Raw genomic sequence first — 19,927 nt, 5'->3', positions numbered from 1 at the left:
CTTCTCCCCCCTCCCCAGCCCGGTGCTACGCACGGGCTACCGCCTACGCACGATCGCCACTGGCGACCGTGCTCGTTGCTCCCTCCAGGGGGAGGGAGCCTCAAATGCGAGTTTGCGTGCCGAACAAGACAGCCCCCGCCCCGCGCAGGTTCACTCCGCCGGCGACGCTAACGGGTTCGGCTCCTCAATTGCCGGATGAACGCCCGGCCCGTCGATGCTGTACCACTTTGCGAGCACATCCCGCCAGCCGCCGACGATCTTCACCGTGCCGAAGGCCGCCCGCACCTCGTTGTGTTGCGGATGGAGCTGCGAGTACTTGATGCCAAACTTCCGCATCGTCGGGATGCACCGCTCGGCGCCATACAGTTCTTCGGCAAGGCGGTAATGCTCGGCGATCACCTCGCGCTGTTCGTGCAGCGTCGGCGGCGCGGGTAGCGGTTGCCCCGCTGCGAGTGCTCGACACTGCTGAAACACCCACGGATTGCCGATGCACCCGCGGGCGACCGTCACGCCATCGACGCCGGTGTACTCCATCATGTCGAGGCATGCCTGGGCGTTGAACAAATCGCCGCTGCCGAGAATCACGCGGTCGCCGGCGTACGCCTTTAGCTCCCGCAAAAATTCCCATCGCGACGGCCCGTCGTATCGCTGCAGCACCGTCCGGCCATGCACGGTCACTGCCACGACGCCCCGCGCGTAGGCGCCGTCGAAGATCTCAAAGAACTTCTCGCGGCTCTCGGCCGAATCATCAATCCCGCGCCGCATTTTGAGCGTCACCGGAACATGCGCCGACACCGCGTCGCGGACGCGGCTCACAATCTCGAGCGCCACTTCCGGCTGACTCAAATGAAACCCGCCGCGGCACCGCCCCAGCACCTTCTTCACCGGGCAGCCGAAGTTGATGTCGATGACGTCGAAGCCCTTTTCGACCAGCTTCACCGCCGCCGGCCCAAACTGCTCCGGTTCGGCGCCCATCAACTGCCCCGCGACCGGATGCTCCTCGTCGGCCACGTGCATCAGGTGACTGTTCCGCGGCCGATCCTTCACCTGCATGATGAAGTAATCGAGCATCACCTCGCACAGCGTGTAGCTCGCCCCGAGGCGGCGGGCGATCACCCGCATCGCGGTGTCGCTGTACCCGCTCAGCGCAGCCTGCACCACGGGGAAATCGAGTTCGATATTCCCGATGCGGAGGGGCTTCAGCGAGTGAGTCGTGGCAGTGGTCATTGGTTTAGGTAGGAAGCCCCATTTTTCGACAACGAGCGTCGCCGTCAAGCGCGACGGCGTGTGATTGAATGATCAATCATGGTTGCCGAGCGACTCAAGCATCCCCTGCATTCTCTAATCTCTGGCAAAAAAAGCTCATCCAACTGCAAGCCCCAGTCTTCCATATAACGAAACCATGAGGTCCCCTCCCCCTTGAGGGGAGGGTTAGGGAGGGGGTCGGCAGCGGGTACCAGGGTTCCACCCCCTCCCCAGCCCTCCCCTCAAGGGGGAGGGAGCCACAACATTCAGAGTGGATCAGCACGCACTTAAATAGTGCTTCCGTGGTGCATGATTAGATTCAGGTACTCCAAGATCACTTTGACGTTTAGTGTGCTACATCATGTCGCCCCTTTCTGGGCTATTCTTCACACGGCTCGTGCATTGGTGTGTTACTCAAGGCATCGCTCCCAATATTTCTGCACGAACCGTCGCGTCCTCTTCGATCCCCAATCGCGCCCGCAACAACGCCGCCGCCCCCGCTTCGGGCTCCGCCGCCGCGATCCGGCCCAGCGCCCACGCGGTCGCCGCCCGCACGAGGGGCGCTACATCATTCAACCCCCGCGCAAGCGCCGGCAGCGCCGACGCCCGTCCCTGATTCCCCAACACAATTGCCGCGTTGCGTAGTAATCCATCCCGATGCGGCCGCCACAGCGGCGTCTTGCGAAACCGTCGCCGGAACGCGTCGTCATCCATCGCAAAGAGCGACGTCAGCTCCAGTGGGTTCATCGCCTCCACCGGCTGCAACCGCTCGATCTCGCTCACCGGCGCGAACCGATTCCACGGGCAAACTTCTTGGCAGACGTCGCAGCCGAAGACCCAGTCGCGCATGCCGGGCCGCAGTTCGGCCGGAATGTGATCCCGCAATTCGATCGTGAGATAACTAATGCATCGCGACGCATCGAGCACCCCCGCCTGCGGAAACGCCTGCGTTGGGCACGCATCGAGGCACGCCGTGCACGTGCCGCAGTGATCGGCCTCAAACGCTTCGTCCGCGGCCAGCTCCACATCGGTCAGCAGCGCGGCAAGAAAGAAATAGCTCCCCGCGTCGCGGCTAAGCAGCAGGGTATTCTTGCCGACCCATCCCAAGCCCGCCCGCTGCGCGAACTCCCGCTCCAGCAGCGGCGCCGTATCGACCACGCCCCGCGTCGTCGCTGTGGGGGCCAGCTCGCGCAAGTAATCGGCAAGATCGTGCAGCTTGTCGCGAATCACGTCGTGGTAGTCCGCTTCGCCCCACGCATATCGCGCGACCCGTCCCTCGCCAGCCTCCGCCGGCGCCGCCTCGACCGTGCGGTACGGCAACCCCAGCAGCAGCAAGCTCCGCACCCCCTCAAGGACATACCGCGGATGAGCATATGCCTCGCGCCGGTCATGCAGATACTTCATCTGCCCCGCATAACCGCGATCAAGCCACTCGCCGAGCCGCGCGACGCCGTTCGGCGCCGCCGCCTCGCACACGCCCGCCAGCGCAAAACCCAATTCACGGGCTCGCAACTTCAAAGCAGCGGTGAGTTCGACTGGCGACATCAAGCGAACGCAAGGTTTCAAATAACGTGAACTGGTAAAAACGATGCAAAAGTCGTTACAACTCAAAAACAAAACGTCTGGCTCCCTCCCCCTTGAGGGGAGGGATGGGGAGGGGGTGGAACGCTGGTACACGCACCACTCCCCCCTCCCTAACCCTCCCCTCAAGGGGGAGGGGACCACAAGTTCGTGATTCTCAAACCCACCATTCTAACTCCCAACCGCCAATGCGAAGGCCCCTCACGCGCCGGCGAAAAATTCTCCTCGCCCTCCTCATCGTAGCCATCGTCATCGTCGTTTCCGTCTCGCGGCCGGCAGGGCACCTCGCCACCGTCGCCTGGCAGGACGCCGACCAGCTGCAGCCACTGGCGGCCGGCTACATCGACGACGCCAGCCGGCTAAACGCCGCGCACGTCGCCGAAGTTTGGCCGATCCCCGCCGATCCCGCCGCAGCCGAATCGCAGCTTCGCGACCTCCTCGTCCGCGCCCGCCGCGACAAGCTCAGTGTTTCGATCGCCGGCGCCCGCCATTCGATGGGAGGCCACACGATCTCGCCCGACGGCATCGTTATCGACATGACGCCGTTCCACGCGATGTCGTTCGATCCCGCCACGAACCTCCTCCGCGTCCAGGCCGGCGCCCGCTGGTCGGAGATTATCCCCTACCTCGATCCGGTCGGCCGCTCGGTCGCAGTGATGCAGTCGAACAACAGTTTCACGGTCGGCGGTTCGCTCAGCGTCAACTGCCACGGCTGGCAGTATGGCCGCCCGCCGATCGCCTCGACGGTCGAAAGTTTTCGGCTGCTGCTTGCCGACGGCACGATCAAAACGTGCAGTCGCACCGAGAACGCCGAACTCTTCGCCCTCGCCCTCGGCGGCTACGGCCTGTTCGGCGTGATCCTCGACGCCGACTTGCGCGTGATTCCGAACGCCCGCTACCGCCTCGAACAATTTGTCGTCCCGCTCAACCAGGCGCTCGCCACCTACGACGCCGAGATTGCCGGCCGCGACGACGTGGCGATGGCCTACGGCCGGCTCGGCATCGCACCGTCGCATTTTCTCGAAGACGTGATCATCAACGTCTTCCACGAAGCCCCCGACGGCTCGATTCCGCCGCTGGCCTCGGCCAATTCGATCAAACTCCGCCGTAACTTGTTCCGCGGCTCCGTCGGCAGCGACTACGGCAAAGAGCTCCGCTGGTCCGCCGAGGCGAAGCTGCAGCCCCATCTCAACAAGGAATACTTTTCACGGAACCAGCTCCTTAACGAAGGAGTCGAAGTCTTCCAAAATCGTTCCGCCGCGTCGACCGACATCTTGCACGAGTACTTCGTCCCCCGCAGCGGCGTCGCCAGCTTCATCGCCGCGCTTCGCGAGACGATCCCCAAGCACGACGTCGACCTGCTCAACGTAACGGTCCGCTTCGTCGAGGAGGACCGCGACACGTTCCTCCGCTACGCGACCGAAGAGATGTTCGCGTTCGTGATGCTCTTCAATCAGCCCACGACCGCCGCCGCTGAAGCTGAAATGGAAACGGTGTCGCAAGCGCTGATCGAAGCCTCCCTCGCCGCCGGCGGGCGGTACTATTTGCCGTATCGCCTGCATGCCACGCCGGCGGAGTTCGCCCGCGCGTATCCGCAAGGGGCGGAGTTTTTCGCCCAGAAGCGGAAATACGATCCCGACGGGGTCTTTCAAAATAAGTTCTATCTAAAGTACGGCCGCGACGAGTGAGCGACGCCATGCATTGCTTCCGGGTGCCACTGGCATCTTGCCAGTGCAGAACTGCCAAGAGACTTGCGGTCGGAATCGATGCTGTGCATTAAGCTCCGAAGGAGCGGCATGGTGTAGCCGGGGGCTCACGCCCCCGGCTACATTCTTTCGCCCCGTTGGGGCTGAATTTCGGACTCTATTGGGATGAATTCCTACCGCAAACAAATCCGCTTCAAATAAATCGCCCACGCCCCGCGTTTGAACCCCAAAATTGCCCGCCGTTCCCCCAAAAACGCCCTCACAACCCGCACGCCCCCTCCCACCCCACCGTTGCGGCGAAAACTCGGCTGATTAGGCTGGATAGGAGAGCGACCAAGTCGAGTCGTTGCACCTACCGCGAGACTCACCCCCGAGGCGTCCCCACGATGAACTTCCGACGAATCTTGTTGTCTGCCTTCCTCCTCGCCGCCGCATCCGCCGGCAGCCAGGCCCACGCCCAATGCGGCCCCTACGGCGGCGGCTACGGCGGTGGCTTTGGAGCCTGGGACATGGGCCGCCTCTACGGCGTCATGGCCGACAACGTCCCCTACTTCGCCGCCTTCCCGCCGGTCTACTACAGCCAACCGGTGCCGCGCACCTACGGTTACAGCCCCTTCGCCTACCCGCCGGGCGTGATGACTCCCGAGGTCATCGAAGAAGTCCAACCGGCCGTGATTAACAACCCGTACGTCACGCCGGAACCAACCGCCGTCGAAGGCCCCGCGATGGTCGCCCCAAACACGGTCGACCAAACCACCAGCGTCGCCCCCGTCCGCGGCCCGCAAGTGATCCTCAACCCCTACTTCTCGAAGACCGAGAACGCGGTAGCCGCGGGTCAACGACCCGCCGGAGCAGGCACAAGCCAAGCGTTCTAGCTCGTTCGAATTGAACCAGCCCCGCCGGAGCCACATTCAAACGAGCTCCAAAGGAGCGAAAGTAAATAGCCGGGGGGCGCAAGCCCCCGGTTTGCATTGATAGCAATAACCGCAGCCCCGGAGGGGCGACAGCAGGCCACGGCACTGTCGCCCCTCCGGGGCTGCGGTCTTTCATCAACCCAAGTTCCAGGGGCTCACGCCCCTGGCTATAAACTCTCGCCCCGTTGGGGCTCTCTCTTGCTAGCCCCGCTCCGTGGGGTGCCACTGGCATCTTACCAATGAGAATTGCCGAACGGGTTTCCACATCTGCACTGGCAGGATGCCAGTGGCACCCCGCCGGACCTTACTATTTTCAACGGCCAGCACTGCTCTAGACGCCTCCCGGCAGTTCGCTATCATTCCCGCCATCTTCGGCCGCGTACGCTAGCGCTGCGTCTCGGTCGCCACTTGGGCAGAAAGGATGCTGCCGATGCGGTCCGCCGCCTCACTTACCATACTTGCCGTCGCGGTTTTCGCCGGATGTCGTAGCAATTCGACGCCGATGGCGAATCCGTTCCTCACGCCCGATCGCGTACCGCCGCCAACGACGCAGCTCGCGCCCGGCATGGCGGCTCCCTATTACCAGGGCGATGCAATGCCGAGCGCCGCGCCGCTCGCCGTCCCCGCTGCCGGGATGCCGCCGATTCCGACCGCAGGAGCTCCAGCCGGCGCGTATCTGCCCCCCACCGGCGCTCCGCCCGCCTCGGCCTACCCCGCCGCTCCTGCAGGTTCGGCGTATCCAGCCGGTTCGACGTACCCCGCGGCGAACCCCATCACCCCCACCGCTCCGCTCAACTACGGCGCCTCCGCCGCCCCGGCAGCGCCAGGCGAATCGATCGGCGTCCCGAACGACGAGCAATCGCTCCGCTTTGCCGCCGCCAGCCTGACGCCCACGTCGACGCCCTCCCCCGCAGCCGTCGCCGCCTCGGCCACCACGCCGACCGCCTCCCAATTCCGGACGCCAATCCAATCGATGCTCCCCGTCTCCGGTTCGATGGACGAAGGCGCCCAGCGCGCGTTCACCCCGAACGCGGGCACTCCGGCTCCGAATGCCGCTTCGCAGGCCACGAGCGGCGTCACGCAAGCCAGTTTCGATGCCCCCGCCGCTGCGGGAGCTGCGACGTTCGCCGCAACAAGCGGCGCCGCTGCCGACGGCTTTCGCCCCCAGGGGAGCCAACCTCGCACCGAAACCGCCGTCCAATCCTCCGGCGCCACCGGCTTCCGCCCCCCCTCCATCGGCAAGCAAACCGCCGCCGGCGACAACCCGAACGGCCGCTATGGCGTCGGCGCCAAACAAGAATGGCTTCGCGGCCAACTCGAGTACTGGCCCGAACGGGGCGAGTGGAGCATCAACTATATGGACGAGGGAGCGAAGGACCAAATCGGCGGCCGCGTGCTGATCGACAACCCGCAAGTCCTCGCCAACCTCTCGCCAGGCGAGTTCGTCGCCGTCGAAGGCCAACTCTTCGGGCGCCAAATCGACGAAAGCTCGTACATGCCGGCCTACCGCGTCAGCTCCGTCCAGCGCCAACGGCAATAGTCGCGACCCCTTCCGCGCCGCCGCGTCATTTGACGTTCCCCCACCGCGCGACCTATTCTTCAATGAGGGCGCCCATCCACAATCAACGCGACGCCCTCCAAAAGACTGGACAGGATCACAGGATGTCGTAGATCAACAGGATTGTGGGGAGAGTGATCGAAACTGAGCCCTCACTCACCCAACTCCTCATCTTTCATCCAGTAAATCCAAAAAATCCTGTTATCCTGTCCATTCCCCAAATCAACCAAGCCCACAAGACTCTTCGACGGCGTCAATCAAAGCCATGGACACCAAGCGCGGGATGGACGTCTCTCGAGTCCCGCGCGGCTGGACCCGCTCGGTCCGCGCCGTCGCCGGCGATCGCCTCGCCAAATGGGCCGCCTGCCTGCCCAAAATCGCCGAGCTCGAACCCGCCCTCCAAAAGCTCGCCGACCACCAGCTTCGCAAAGAAAGCCTCGGCCTCCGTTATCGCGCACGCAGCGGCGAGCCGCTCGATCGCCTCCTCGTTGAAGCCTTCGCCCTTTGCCGCGAGGCGGGCCGCCGCAAACTCGGCATGCGACACTTCGACGTCCAACTCCTTGGCGGGGCCGCGGTTCACCACCGTTCGATCGTCGAGATGCAAACGGGCGAAGGCAAAACGCTCACCGCCACGCTGCCGATGTACCTCGCCGCCATCGAGGGCAAGGGCGCCCACCTCGCCACGGTCAACGACTACCTCGCCCGCCGCGACGCCGAGTGGATGAAGCCGCTGTACGAAGCCCTCGGCATGACCGTCGGCATCATCCAAGGCCAACAACCGCAAGACGACCGCCGCAAAGCCTACGCCTGCGACGTCACCTACGGCACGGCCAACGAAATGGGCTTCGACTTCCTCCGCGATCGCCTCTTGCTCCGCACCCTCAGCGGCGGCCAGCAAGACTTGTTCGGCCAAATGATGGGGGGCGCTGCCGGCAAAAGCGACGAACCCGTGCAGCGCGGTCTCCATTTCATGCTCGTCGACGAGGCCGACAGCATCCTCATCGACGAAGCCCGCACGCCGCTCATCATCAGCGCCCTCCCGGGCGAAGACGAACAAATCGCCGCCGAAGCATACCGCTGGGCCGCCGAGGTAAAAACAAAGTTCGTCGAAGACGAGCACTTCGAATACGAACACGACGAACGCTCGATCGAACTCTCGCTCGCCGGCCGACAACTTGTCCGCGGCCTCCCGAAACCCGCCGCGATGGATCGCCTGCCGCTGTCGGTGATCTACGAGTACGTCACCCGTTCGATCAAAGTCTCGCGCGAGATGTTCCTCAATCGCCAGTACGTCGTCCGCGACGGCGAAATCGTCATCGTCGACGAATTCACCGGTCGTCTCGCCGAAGGCCGCAAGTGGCGGGCCGGCATCCACCAGGCGGTCGAGGCTCAGGAAGGGGTCGAAATCACCTTCGCCACGAACCAGGCCGCCCGCATCACAGTTCAGGACCTGTTCCTCCGCTACGAACGCCTCGGCGGCATGACCGGCACCGCGTCGACCAGCAGCCGCGAGCTCCGCAAAATCTACACCGTCCATGTCGAGCCCGTGCCGACGAACCGCCCCCCAGTTCGCCAGCAACTGCCGACGCTCGTCTTCGGCGACGCCGAACAGAAGTGGCAAGGCGTCGTCGAAGACGCCCTCGCGCAACACGCCATCGGTCGACCAGTTCTCATCGGCACCCGCTCGATCGACAAGAGCGAAAAGCTCGCCGGCATGCTCGCCGAACGGGGCGGCGCCGTGACGATCCTCAACGCGAAGCACGTCGAACGCGAAGCCGAAATCGTCGCCGCTGCCGGCGAGATGGGCAAAATCACCGTCGCCACCAACATGGCCGGCCGCGGCACTGACATCCGTCTCGGCCCCGGCGTCCTCGAAGTCGGCGGCCTGCACGTCATCTGCACCGAACTTCACGAAGCCCAACGCATCGACCGCCAGCTCATCGGCCGCTGCGGCCGGCAAGGCGACCCCGGCACCTACCGCCAGTTCCTCGCACTGGACGACGAAATCCTATTAGGCGGCTACGGCCCGAAGAAGTCCGAACGGTTGAAGCGTCGCGGCGCCGAAGCGACCGGCCCCATCAAAGGGCTCGAGTCAGTCTTCCGCAAAGCGCAACAACGCGTCGAACGCCGCCACTTCCGCGACCGCAAGGTGATGCTCTACCACGAAAAGGAGCGGCAAAAAGTCCAACGCCAAATGGGCCAAGACCCATATCTGGATACGCCCGGCTAGCCGCGGGTCAACGACCCGCCGGAGCGCAACAAAAAACGCTCGCGATCATTCGCGAGCGTTTGCCATTATCCTCCCCACCTCGGACTGGTCGCTTAAGCGACCAGTCCAGCCCCGCGTAAACGCGTTTCGCCCCAACCGGGCCTAATAAGCCCAACTCGCCGAAGCATACGGCCCATGCACCGCAAAGTTATTATGCAGGTGATAAGCCGATTCCAAGAAGACGCCGATCCCTTGCACGTTCGGCGGCACGACGACGTCGCTGATCGCGTACTGGCTGATCGCGTTGATGTAGACCGCGGCCTGGTATCCTGCCTCGATTCGCAGAATGCTGCCGCCTTGCATCGGAATCGTCAGCCCCGCGCCCAGCTTCGAATCGATCGCCGGCACCACCCGCGTCGCATCGGGCGACGAGATCGATTGGCGATTCGGCGGCGTGATCCCCAAGCCCGGCAGGTCGGGCGAGATCGCGGCGAAGTCGAGCTGGTTCTCTTGCCGACCAACGAGCGCCGAGCCGGCGATCTGTCCCAAGAGATCAAACCGCCCCTTCACGACGCCCGCCTCCATGCCGAGTCGCGGACCGACGCCGTTAAATAGCGACGAGTTCGTGTTGGTGGATAAGTAACTCCCGTCGAAGCTGGCGAAACTGCCGGTCAGTTCTTCGCTGATCCGCGCGTACTGCAACCCGCCGAAGACGCGGACTTGGGCGGGGCTGTTGTCCGTCAGCAAGTGCCCCACTTCGAGGTTGACCGAATCGTATTCGAACTCAACATTCCCTTGAGCAACGTTGTACAGATTGGAGTCGGGGCCAATCTCGTAGGGCGGGCCGGCGAACTGCTGGGCGTCGGCGGTGAACGAATCATTCCCGTCAGCGTTTAGGTGCGTCCACGAGAGCCGCACGTCGTTGCCGTTCTCCGGCACGATGTATCGCAAACCCACGTTGAACGCCGGGCTGAGGCCAGGATCGACCCCTTGATTCACCCAGTGCGGCGAAGGCGCCGGCAACGGCGTCACCTGCGTGCCGTACTCCAAGTTGTCGGCGATCGGCTGCAGGTACAGGAGCGCCGCACTGAATTCGAGCCGGTTGTAGCACTCGGCCGCCGGTTTCTGCAGTTGGCCCGCGAGCGCCGTCGCCTGGTAAGTGGCGCCATACGAAGCTGGGTCGACGAACCCCTGCTCGACAGTTGCCGGCGCGTCCGCAGCGGCCGCCGCACTCCCCGCCGCCGACGCTAGCAACAAGCCCAACGACCACCGCGAAAACCTGGCCATGATAAGTTCCTGGAGAAAAGTCCGCCCCAAAACCACCTCCGGAAGGCCGAGCAGTCGCTAGCAAGCGCCGTCAGCCATGCGAGCCAAGCTCGCGTTGCCGAAGACTATCGGCAAAATCGGCCGCTATCTTCGACATAACCCGTAGGGTTTGCCGCTCTCCCCAACTCCGCCCCACCAACAAACTCGCCCCAACGCGGTAGCCGCGGGGCAACGCCCCCGCCGGAGCGACCCCCAATTCGCGCCACCCCTGAATTCCCCGGACAAGCCGGGGGGCTCGCCATCACTCGATCACGCCGCGCCAAGCGCGCTTCTTCACTTACTCACCTAAACACCTACTCACCAACCAAACCAAACGATTCAACAACTTCAGTCACACGTTCACACAGAGGAGAACCTTCCCATGCAACGTCAATACATCCGCCAACGCGAGCGGGTCTTCACCGAAGAAATGAAGGTAAAATTCTGCCGACTGGTGCGAGAGAGCTACTCGCTCGCCGAGGCCGCTCAAGGAGTCGGCGTGACGCTCCGCACGGTGCAGCGCTACCGCCGTGAGGAAGAAGATTTTGACCAAGAAGTTCGCATGGCCAAGCTCGCCAAGCCCGACCCATTAAAACTGATGGAATCAGCCGCGAGAACGCACTGGCGCCGCGGCGTGGCTGCTCGAGCGGACCAAACCCGAAACCTACGCCCGCAAGCGCGGCGACCTCGCCTCGGGCCTCAAAGTCACAAAGGCCTTACGGCTGATGATGGAAACCGCGCTCGCAACACGCCGGAGGAGCGCGTAGCGAGCTCTTCAAGCATCTCGACAAAACCTACGAACACGCCTCGACTGCTGCTTCCCCAGCCTCGGCCCCTGAACCGCCCGCGCGAGCCAAAGATGGCCGACACGCCGCTAGTCTTCCGCGAGCGCGCCAAGTCCGCGCCCGTGATCCACAACTACGGCATCGGCACCCCCGACGAATGGTCCTTCGCCGCGAAGCCTGAGCCCCCTCGTTCCCACGCTCCGCGTCAAGCACCCAACGCCGAGGTCACCCCGCCCCCGGAGCCAACCTTAGCCCCCGGTTCTTCAAACCGGGGGCACAACGCGCCGCCCGCGCTCACCGAAGCAGAGCGCGCCCAACGCCACCAAGACCTCCTCGACTGGGGCGTCCGTCTGATGCAAAACGAACAGCGCCAAAAAGACCGCGACAAGTACGACCACTTAATGTCGCGTAAAACGAAGAAAGCGACACAAGCGACGCGACAACAAAAGCGACAACAAAACCGCCGCCGCGCCGCTTAGCCCCCGGTTCTTCAAACCGGGGGGTAGCAAGTGCCCGGTTCTTCAAACCGGCGGCTCGATCGACATGGCCCGAGCGCACCGCTGTCGGTCGGGAATGCCCAACCTAAGCCAGCGCCAACCCTTCAACTTCCAGCCGCACAATCACGCACTTAAACGCCGGCGTCTTGCTCGACGGATCGAGGTGCCGGCTCACCAGCACGTTCGCCTCGGGATAGTACATCGCCGCGTTGCCCGGTCGAATTTCTTCGAACGGATGCAACCGCACGTTGCGCAGCGTGCCGGCAGGGCCATGCACCGCGACGGTCATCCCCTGATGAACGCCGAGCCGACGGATATCGTCGGGGTGGATGAGAATCACGTCGCGACGTTCAACGCCGCGGTACAGGTCATAGTCTTCGTAAACGACCGTGTTGAACTGGCCTTCGCTGCGGATGGTCATCAGCCGCAGTTCGCGCTCGCCCTGCCCTTGAATCTCCGGCAAACGATGCGTGTGGAGGTTCGCGCGGCCGTTGTACGTCGGGAAGCTCGCCTGATGAAAGGTCCGCCCGCCGACCTGGAACTCTTGTTTGTTCTTATCGATCTCCGCAATCTGCTCAAAGCCCGGCACGATCGCCGCAATCGCATCGCGAATCCGCCCAGTATCCTGCATCGACTGCCAGTTCACCGCCGTCAGCCCTGTCGGATCCCCTAGCCCCGGGCTCTGCCCGGGGGGCGCGTCGCCATTGGAGTGAGCGCCGTTGCTGCCGTTCGCCCCCGCCGCGCGCCGCCCATCCGCAACGCCGCTAGCAATCGACGCGATCACTTCGACTTCGCTCTTCGGCCCCGCATGCCGCGCGGGCCCGCCATCGCTCAACCGCACAAAATTAAACATCGACTCCTGCGTCGTCGCCTGCGGCTCTTCGTCGCGCGCGAGCACCGGCAAGATGAGCGTCTCTTTCGCGAGGCCAAACGCATGTCCCGTGTTCAACGTCGTGCTCATGTAGACGAGCATGTCGAGCTTCTCAATCGCCTGCTGAGCGTAGGTCGAGTCGGGATTCGAGCCGTACAGATTGCCGCCTAGGCAGAGGCCGAACTTCAGCTCGCCGTTGTCGGCGCCGTTCATGCAGGCCATCGTGTCGCGCCCCTCGGTCGTCGGCAACTTGACGCCGAAGTGCGACTGCAGCCGATCGAACAGCACATCCTTCAGCTTCGGCGTGACGCCGACCGAACCGATGCCCTGCACGTTCGAATGCCCGCGGATCGGCATCAACCCCGCGTTTGGCTTGCCGACCATCCCCCTCAGCAGCGCGAGGTTGCCGATCGCTTGGACGTTCTCGACGCCATGAACATGATGCGTGATTCCCATCGTCCAGCTGAAGACGGCGTTTTTAGACTTCGCATACCGCTCGGCGATCTCGTTGATCTCCTCGCGCGGCACGCCGCTCTTGGCGATGATCTCTTCCCAGGTGACGCTCGCCAGCCAGTCGCGCAGTTCGTCCCAGTTGTTGCAGGAGCTCTCGAGGAACGGCAGGTCATGCGCTCCCATCTCGACGATCTGCTTCGAGATGCCGGTGAGCAGCGCGAGATCGCCGCCGATGTGGGGCTGCACGTAGAGGCTGGCGATCTTCGTGCCGAACAGCATGCTCCGCACGTCGCTTGGCACGCTGAAGTTGACGAGGCCCGTCTCGACGATCGGGTTGATGACGATGACCTCGCCGCCGCGCCGTCGCAAGGTCATCAGCGAACGCATGATCCGCGGATGGTTGCTCGCCGGGTTGCCGCCGATGACGAACACCATGTCCGACTTCTCAACGTCGTCGAGCGTGACGGTCGCCGTGCCGCTGCCGGTGACGCTGGTGAGGCCGACGCCGCTCGCCTGGTGGCAATAGAAGCTGCAGTTGTTGACGTTGTTCGTCCCATACAGCCGCGCGAACATCTGCAGCAGGAAGCCCGCCTCGTTGCTGCTGCGGCCGCTGAAGTACCAAAAGGTTTCATCGGGCGTCAACTCGCGGAGCTTGCCGACGATCCGGTGGAACGCATCTTCCCAGGAGATCGGCTGGAAGCGTTTCAGTGCGGGCGTGTAAAGCACCGGCTGGGTGAGCCGGCCGCAGTTCTCCAGTTCGCGCGGCGAAAGGCCGCGAAGTTCGTCGGGGCCGTACTTGGCCCAGAAGTCGGGCGTGATCGCCCCCTGCATGTCGGCGACCATCGCCTGGAGCGATTTTTTGCAGACCTCCGGGAAGTGGCCCGCCTCGTTGACCATGCCGCCGCGCTGCCCACCCATGCCGAGTGCACAGGTCTTACAGGCGTTCTTGGTGCGCATCGCCTTCCAGAGCTGCCAGATGCCGCCCGCTTCGCGACCCTTCCGGAAGGTATAGAGAAGCGCTGGCCAACCGCCGCCGGTTTTGACTTTTCTCATCTCGCCGCTTCCGAGTGCTACTCGTTGGATTGCCGTGCGAATCGCGCGATTCCCGCTGATTCGCAGACCCTCGTTCATCGCCAACAGATAAGCGTCGGCAAGCCGCCGCTCGGGCCCGCTGGTCCGGGCTTCGTCGAGCAGATAGGCTATACCGTTTGCCATGCTCACGGGGGCGGTCGTTGGGCAACCAGCGAGATTTCAGCCGTGAGTCTCTGCCTTCAGCATACGCTGACCGCGATCGCTGCGACAGGCTGGGGCAGCATCCGAGGGGCGTTGTTTTTGGACATGTCGGCGCGTGAGAATTTGGGGAAGCGGCTCCGCCTGGGCGGATTGACGCTCACGCTTGCGCTGCTCGCCGTGCGTCCCGCGACTGCGGAACTCACAGCCGACGACTGGCCCTCGTTCCGCGGCGGCGGGTTGAACCAAACCGCCGCCAAGTTGCCGCTCGACTGGTCGATCCGGCCGCCGAAAAACATCGCGTGGACCGCCGACCTGCCGGGGCGCGGCGTCTCGAGCCCGATCGTCGTCGCGGGGCGCGTCATTGTCACCTGCTCCGCTGGCGAGAAGGAACGCGAGCTCTTCGTGCTGGCATTCGACGCCGGGACGGGTAAGGAGCTGTGGCGCCGCGAGTTCGCCGCTCAGGGAAACGTCGTCATCAACGAGCTGACCGCCGTTGCCGCGAATACCCCGGCCACCGACGGCGAGCGGATCTACACGCTCTTCTCGTCGAACGACATGTTCGTCCTCGATCTCGACGGCAAAGATGTGTGGCAGAAGGACCTCACCGCCGCGCACGAGGGACTCGGCAACGACTTTGGCATGGCGAGCTCGCCCGTCGTCGTCGACGGCGTGGTGATCCTCCAGTGCAACGGCGAGACGGCCGGCTTCGTCGCGGCGTACGACGCGGCCACCGGCGAGCTCCGCTGGCAAGAGGATCGGCCGAACCAATCGAGCTGGACATCGCCCTACTTTGTCGACGAACCCGACGCCCGCGGCGTAATCATCCAAACGCCCAAGGGGGTGCAGCTGCTTAAGCCGGCCGACGGCCGACCGGTGTGGAACGTTGAAATGGAGTGCGACACGATCGCCTCTTCGACGCCGTACGAAGGTCGCGTCTATGTGCCGGCCAAGTGGCTTTCGGCAGTGGAACTCGTCCCGACGGAAGATCCCGCCGAACCAGTTTGGGAAGCGAAGCGACTAAAACCGACCTCGGCGAGCCCCGTCATTCGCGACGGCAAGATCTACGCGATCAACCGCGGCGGCGTGCTCAATTGCTTCGACCTCAAGACCGAGGAAATCGACTGGACGACGCGGCTCAAAGGCTCCGTCTGGGCCACGCCGCTGCTGGGGCCCGAGCATCTCTACTGCTTCAATGCCAAGGGCGATGCGTTCGTGCTAAATTTGAAGGGCGAGATCCTCGCCGAAATTAATATGGTTGAAGAGATCCTCGCGTCGCCCGCGGTCTCGGGCAACTCGATGTTCGTCCGCAGCCATAGCCATCTTTGGAAAATTGCTGAATGAGCGCCGCTCCCGATTCGATCGAAATGACGCCTGTCGCCGGTCCCGTGAACGGATCGATTCGGCCGCCGGGGTCGAAGAGCATTACCAACCGTGCGCTCATTTGCGCGGCGTTGGCTGATGGGGCGTCGACGCTCACCGGGGCGCTCGAGAGCGAAGATACGCACGTGATGATCGCGGCGCTGCAGCAGCTCGGCATCGCGGTCGAGGTGAGCGATCATGGCCGCACGCTGCGAGTAGCCGGTTGCGGCGGGAAGATTCCAGCCAAGTCGGCGGAGCTGTTTATCGCCAACAGCGGCACCTCGATGCGGTTCCTCACGGCGATGGCAACCATCGGCCATGGCGCCTACAAGCTCGACGGCATTGCTCGGATGCGCGAGCGGCCGATCGGCGATCTCGTCTCGTCGCTGCGGCAGCTCGGCGTGCAGATCGAGGCGCTCGGCGCCAACGAATGCCCGCCGGTCGCGGTGACGGCAAGCGGCCTGCCGGGCGGCGAAGCCTCGATTCGCGGCGACGTATCGAGCCAGTTTCTCAGCGGCCTGCTGATGGCAGCCCCCTACGCCCAGCAGCCGATCACGCTGAAGGTTTCGGGGACGCTCGTTTCGATCCCGTACGTCGACATGACGATCAAGGTGATGGAGTCGTTCGGCGCCGCGGCCACTGCAACGAGCGACTACGCCAAGATCTCGGTCTCAAACGGGCAGCAATATCGCGGGATTGAGTATGCGATCGAGCCCGACGCCTCGGCCGCGAGCTACTACTTCGCCTTAGCAGCGATTACCGGCGGACGGATCACGGTCGAGAATCTGAGCCGCGCGAGTTTGCAAGGAGACGTCGAGTTCTGCGATTGCCTCGCTCAGATGGGGGCCAGCGTCGAATACGGGCCAGACTCGATCACGGTCCAAGGCGGCAAACTTCACGGGATCGACGTCGATATGAACGGCATCAGCGACACCGTGCAGACGCTGTCGGTGGTCGCCCTGTTTGCCGACGGCCCGACCCGGATGCGTAACGTGGCCCACATTCGCCATAAGGAAACCGACCGCATTGGCGCGACGGCGTGCGAACTGCGGAAGCTAGGCGCGACGGTCGACGAGACCGAGGACGGGCTTACGGTTCACCCCGGCACGCTGCGGGGCGCGGCGATCGACACCTACAACGATCACCGCATGGCGATGAGCTTCGCGCTGGCGGGATTGCGGACCCCAGGGGTGGTAATCCGCAATCCCGGCTGCACGTCGAAAACTTATCCCGAGTTCTTCGAGGACTTAGCTCGTCTGATCCGCGGCGCATAGGACGCAGACCAGCGATCACTGCGGTCAGCCGTAACGCGCGTAGGTGCAGGAACAGTTTCGCAAACCATTCCAGAAGCGCATCGGATTCTCGCGGAAGCGCGAGTTAGATAGCGCTGCGAGTGATCGTGCTCAGGCTGCTGCGGGTCGCGCTTTCGATCAGTTGATCGGCCCGAGCCAGTAGCGAGAGGCTCGATTCAGACGGGGGATAAGCCGCCGAACTCGGATCACAGGCTTCGAATTTAGCCTTGCAGTGCTGACAAACTACGCGCTTCCCCAAATACTCCACGCGGACTTGCAAATTGCGTCCGCACGTTGGGCATTCCTGGACGTAGTATGTGGCAGCCATGGGCACCTATCTCCTGCTAGGGTCGGGGAAGCATCCACTTCCACCGCGGCGATATTCAGGTTATCGCCGCTAAGGCGGCAATTCAATGCAATTTCCGGTTAATTACTCGCAATAACTCGGTGAAGAGACGGCTTTGTGGAAGTCCGTAACTTCAAACACTACCGGAACTTACAACGCGGTGGGAAGCCGATTGGCCGGAAACTCAACCTGATCGGCAGCGAAGCGCCTCACTTCCCCCACGGTAGCGGGGCGCCGTCCTTCGAGGCAGGACAAGTGCAAGCGTCATGCCAATAAATCGACGCCTTGCGATTTTCCCGACTCTCACTGATCGTTTAACCCCAATAGCGAACCCTAAGTCTTGCGGAAATTGAGACTAAAGTTCTTCGCCGCTGCGGTCACGCCTCGTCAGGAGGAGAACTTCACCGGCTGCGAGGTTCGGGCTAACCGAGCAGCTTTTGACCAAACGATGTCGGGTTTGCGGCCAGCGCGAACTAAACTGTAGTGAGTGGTGTTAGATATCTGGCGACCTTCGGCGAGTTCGTTTGATATTCGCTGAGGCCCGCGGCTGACAGCGGTTCCGCGCGAGTTGGAGAATTTCTTCGCCGTTTGCGGCGAAGGGCGTTATGATGAGTGAGAGCGTTCCGGGGGGAGCGCCGCTGGAACGGTCGCTCGGAGGCGGCTGTCGGTTTTAGGCTGCCGTCGCCAGGAAGTTCTGGTTTCATCACGGTTGGGGAGTAGCCTCTCATGGCCAACCGAGTGTTCGTGTGCGCAGTAATCGTCATTTGGCTGGGCAGCATGTCCTGGCTCATGATGGACAAGGTGTTGCCTTCGTTCCATGGGGGCGAGCCGCCAGCTGGCGCCGGCTTCGAGCCGAACGTCCCGGTGGCGTGGCGCGTCTCCTGGGGCGATCGAGAGGTGGGCTACGCGGCCAGCGTTCGCAAGCCAGGCGTGCTCGGGACGACCAATCTCGAAAACCGCGTCATTCTCAATGACGTGCCCCTCCTCGACTTGGTGCCGGCTCTCATGCGGCAAGTCGTCGGCGATATCGGCAGCATGAAGTTCGACGCCCACACTCGCTTGGAGTTCGATTCGCTCGATAATTTCTCGCAGTTCGATAGCCGCGTTTCCATCAACGAGGTAAACAGCGTGCTGCGGCTCGACGGAAAGGTCAATGGAGCATTCCTTGATCTGAACGTCGAGTTCGGCGAGGTGAAGTACGAACCGAAGGTGCCGATTGGGGATCACTCGGCGCTCAACGAGGCGTTATTCCCAGATGCAAAGCTCCCATACTTGTACGTCGGCCGCGCCTGGACGGAGGAAGTCTACAATCCGTTCCACGCACCGAGCGCGCCGGTGGAGACAGTCGACGTCGAGGTGACCGGCATCGAGACGTTGACTCAAGACGGCGTCAACCACCGTGTGATGCGCGTCGAGTTCCACGGCCCGCCCGCGCCCGGCGTTCCTGAGGACGCCCGCCTGCAAGCGATTGCTTGGGTGCGGCAAACGGACGGCGTCGTACTGCGTCAGGACGTCATCATTTCCAACTCGAAGCTGCGGTTTGATCGCCTCTCGGACGAAGAGGCGCTGAAACGGGGCAACGAGTTGCTTTCGACGTCAAGTTATGAGCGACGTCGGCGTCACGGCCGCGGTTCCTACGGCCCAGGCACGAGGGGGGGCGAGCACCGCTACGGTCCGAGCCGAGGGCCAGGGCGCGGTTGGGGGCATCCGCCGGAGTTGCCTCCCGCGCAAGCTGATGCTCAACTGTAAGCTTGAGTCAGCTTCTGGCCGAAACAGCGTTCGCGGCCGCCGTCCCAATTCCTGACAGGCCGTCGCCGGAGAGGCTGACGGATCATCGGCTCATGCTCCGCTTCGACAACGTGACGCGCACCTACGGCGCACGCGTCGCGGTGGATTGCTTGAATCTGCACATCGACCATGGCGAGTTGTTCGCGTTGCTCGGGCACAACGGCGCCGGGAAGACGACGACGATCAAGATGCTCGTCGGCTTGCTACGGCCCACCAGCGGCGAAATTCGCGTAGGGCCGTACAATGTCGTCGAGAACCCCCGCGAGGTGAGCCGGCTAATCGGCTACGTCCCCGATCTGCCGTTCCTGTACGACAAACTCTCAGGCCGCGAGTTCCTGCGATTCGTCGCCGATATGTACGGCATGTCGGAATCCGCCGCCAATGAAGCGGTCACGCGCGAGGCCGATCGTTTTCAGCTGAACGACTTCCTCGACCAACTCACCGAAAGCTACTCGCACGGCATGCGGCAGCGGACCGTTTTCGCGGCTGCGCTGCTCCATCAGCCGGAACTGCTCGTGGTCGACGAGCCGATGGTCGGCCTCGATCCCCACAGCATCCGACTCGTGAAGGACTTGCTGAAGAGCTATGCCGAATCGGGGAAAGCGGTGCTCATGTCGACTCATACGCTCGAAGTGGCGGAAGCGATCTGCGACCGCGTCGGCGTGATGAAGAGCGGCAAAATTGTGTTCGAAGGAAATGTCGAACAAATGCGGCAACTGAACCCGACGGCGGGGCAATCGCTCGAATCGCTCTATCTCGCCATGATGGACAACTAGCAGGTTCAG

At 63.4% G+C, this 19,927-nt stretch carries 13 protein-coding genes; 9 read left to right on the top strand and 4 right to left on the bottom strand.

Going from position 1 to position 19,927, the window contains the following annotated elements; genetic code table 11:
• Positions 1 to 150: 150 nt before the first annotated feature.
• A complete protein-coding gene (locus PLANPX_RS13590; protein WP_152099255.1) occupies positions 151 to 1,227 on the bottom strand; it encodes a tRNA dihydrouridine synthase in 1,077 nt (358 codons plus the stop codon).
• Positions 1,228 to 1,659: 432 nt separating this feature from the next.
• Positions 1,660 to 2,790 (bottom strand): tRNA epoxyqueuosine(34) reductase QueG, encoded by a 1,131-nt coding sequence (queG, locus tag PLANPX_RS13585; RefSeq protein WP_152099254.1) that lies wholly within the window; start codon positions 2,788 to 2,790, stop codon positions 1,660 to 1,662.
• A 224-nt stretch (positions 2,791 to 3,014) separates the two neighbouring features.
• Between queG and PLANPX_RS13580 the strand changes: the two genes are divergently transcribed.
• The 4 genes from PLANPX_RS13580 to PLANPX_RS13565 all read left to right on the top strand — a co-directional run bounded on the left by PLANPX_RS13580 (position 3,015) and on the right by PLANPX_RS13565 (position 9,234).
• A complete protein-coding gene (locus PLANPX_RS13580; RefSeq protein WP_172992053.1) occupies positions 3,015 to 4,514 on the top strand; it encodes an FAD-binding oxidoreductase in 1,500 nt (499 codons plus the stop codon).
• 404 nt (positions 4,515 to 4,918) lie between these two features.
• Positions 4,919 to 5,407, top strand: a complete 489-nt coding sequence (locus PLANPX_RS13575; RefSeq protein WP_152099252.1) for a hypothetical protein — start codon at positions 4,919 to 4,921, stop codon at positions 5,405 to 5,407.
• 469 nt (positions 5,408 to 5,876) lie between these two features.
• Positions 5,877 to 6,986: a hypothetical protein gene (locus tag PLANPX_RS13570; protein WP_152099251.1), complete on the top strand. Its 1,110-nt coding sequence runs from the start codon at positions 5,877 to 5,879 to the stop codon at positions 6,984 to 6,986.
• Positions 6,987 to 7,269: 283 nt separating this feature from the next.
• Positions 7,270 to 9,234 (top strand): preprotein translocase subunit SecA, encoded by a 1,965-nt coding sequence (locus PLANPX_RS13565; protein ID WP_152099250.1) that lies wholly within the window; start codon positions 7,270 to 7,272, stop codon positions 9,232 to 9,234.
• Positions 9,235 to 9,375: 141 nt separating this feature from the next.
• Here the strand turns inward: PLANPX_RS13565 and PLANPX_RS13560 are convergent, their stop codons facing one another.
• Positions 9,376 to 10,500 carry an Lpg1974 family pore-forming outer membrane protein gene (locus PLANPX_RS13560; protein WP_152099249.1) on the bottom strand — a complete coding sequence of 375 codons (1,125 nt, stop codon included), beginning with the start codon at positions 10,498 to 10,500 and terminating at the stop codon, positions 9,376 to 9,378.
• A gap of 400 nt (positions 10,501 to 10,900) precedes the next feature.
• Between PLANPX_RS13560 and PLANPX_RS13555 the strand changes: the two genes are divergently transcribed.
• A complete protein-coding gene (locus tag PLANPX_RS13555; protein WP_152099248.1) occupies positions 10,901 to 11,782 on the top strand; it encodes a hypothetical protein in 882 nt (293 codons plus the stop codon).
• Between the two features lie 103 nt (positions 11,783 to 11,885).
• Here the strand turns inward: PLANPX_RS13555 and PLANPX_RS13550 are convergent, their stop codons facing one another.
• Positions 11,886 to 14,177, bottom strand: a complete 2,292-nt coding sequence (locus PLANPX_RS13550; protein WP_152101874.1) for a molybdopterin-dependent oxidoreductase — start codon at positions 14,175 to 14,177, stop codon at positions 11,886 to 11,888.
• 204 nt (positions 14,178 to 14,381) lie between these two features.
• Between PLANPX_RS13550 and PLANPX_RS13545 the strand changes: the two genes are divergently transcribed.
• The 4 genes from PLANPX_RS13545 to PLANPX_RS13530 all read left to right on the top strand — a co-directional run bounded on the left by PLANPX_RS13545 (position 14,382) and on the right by PLANPX_RS13530 (position 19,918).
• Positions 14,382 to 15,698, top strand: a complete 1,317-nt coding sequence (locus PLANPX_RS13545) for a PQQ-binding-like beta-propeller repeat protein (protein ID WP_152099247.1) — start codon at positions 14,382 to 14,384, stop codon at positions 15,696 to 15,698.
• Positions 15,695 to 16,990 (top strand): 3-phosphoshikimate 1-carboxyvinyltransferase, encoded by a 1,296-nt coding sequence (gene aroA, locus PLANPX_RS13540; protein ID WP_152099246.1) that lies wholly within the window; start codon positions 15,695 to 15,697, stop codon positions 16,988 to 16,990. Before PLANPX_RS13545 ends, aroA begins: the two co-directional genes overlap by 4 nt.
• 1,090 nt (positions 16,991 to 18,080) lie before the next feature.
• Complete coding sequence (locus tag PLANPX_RS13535) at positions 18,081 to 19,103, top strand: hypothetical protein (RefSeq protein ID WP_232536396.1); 1,023 nt, start codon at positions 18,081 to 18,083, stop codon at positions 19,101 to 19,103.
• Between the two features lie 92 nt (positions 19,104 to 19,195).
• Positions 19,196 to 19,918, top strand: a complete 723-nt coding sequence (locus PLANPX_RS13530; RefSeq protein ID WP_152099244.1) for an ABC transporter ATP-binding protein — start codon at positions 19,196 to 19,198, stop codon at positions 19,916 to 19,918.
• Positions 19,919 to 19,927 lie beyond the last annotated feature (9 nt).

It is taken from the genome of Lacipirellula parvula (assembly GCF_009177095.1).
GTDB lineage: Bacteria > Planctomycetota > Planctomycetia > Pirellulales > Lacipirellulaceae > Lacipirellula > Lacipirellula parvula.
The sequence above is the reverse complement of the archived record's forward strand: the minus strand, read 5'-3'. Positions and strand labels throughout refer to the sequence as shown.

Excerpts from the sequence above, each read along its gene's own strand:
- PLANPX_RS13590 (WP_152099255.1), bottom strand. The coding sequence starts at position 1,227 with ATGACCACTGCCACGACTCACTCGCTGAAGCCCCTCCGCATCGGGAAT.
- queG (WP_152099254.1), bottom strand. The coding sequence starts at position 2,790 with ATGTCGCCAGTCGAACTCACCGCTGCTTTGAAGTTGCGAGCCCGTGAA.
- PLANPX_RS13580 (WP_172992053.1), top strand. The coding sequence starts at position 3,015 with ATGCGAAGGCCCCTCACGCGCCGGCGAAAAATTCTCCTCGCCCTCCTC.
- PLANPX_RS13575 (WP_152099252.1), top strand. The coding sequence starts at position 4,919 with ATGAACTTCCGACGAATCTTGTTGTCTGCCTTCCTCCTCGCCGCCGCA.
- PLANPX_RS13570 (WP_152099251.1), top strand. The coding sequence starts at position 5,877 with ATGCGGTCCGCCGCCTCACTTACCATACTTGCCGTCGCGGTTTTCGCC.
- PLANPX_RS13565 (WP_152099250.1), top strand. The coding sequence starts at position 7,270 with ATGGACACCAAGCGCGGGATGGACGTCTCTCGAGTCCCGCGCGGCTGG.
- PLANPX_RS13560 (WP_152099249.1), bottom strand. The coding sequence starts at position 10,500 with ATGGCCAGGTTTTCGCGGTGGTCGTTGGGCTTGTTGCTAGCGTCGGCG.
- PLANPX_RS13555 (WP_152099248.1), top strand. The coding sequence starts at position 10,901 with ATGCAACGTCAATACATCCGCCAACGCGAGCGGGTCTTCACCGAAGAA.
- PLANPX_RS13550 (WP_152101874.1), bottom strand. The coding sequence starts at position 14,177 with ATGAGAAAAGTCAAAACCGGCGGCGGTTGGCCAGCGCTTCTCTATACC.
- aroA (WP_152099246.1), top strand. The coding sequence starts at position 15,695 with ATGAGCGCCGCTCCCGATTCGATCGAAATGACGCCTGTCGCCGGTCCC.
- PLANPX_RS13535 (WP_232536396.1), top strand. The coding sequence starts at position 18,081 with ATGGCCAACCGAGTGTTCGTGTGCGCAGTAATCGTCATTTGGCTGGGC.
- PLANPX_RS13530 (WP_152099244.1), top strand. The coding sequence starts at position 19,196 with ATGCTCCGCTTCGACAACGTGACGCGCACCTACGGCGCACGCGTCGCG.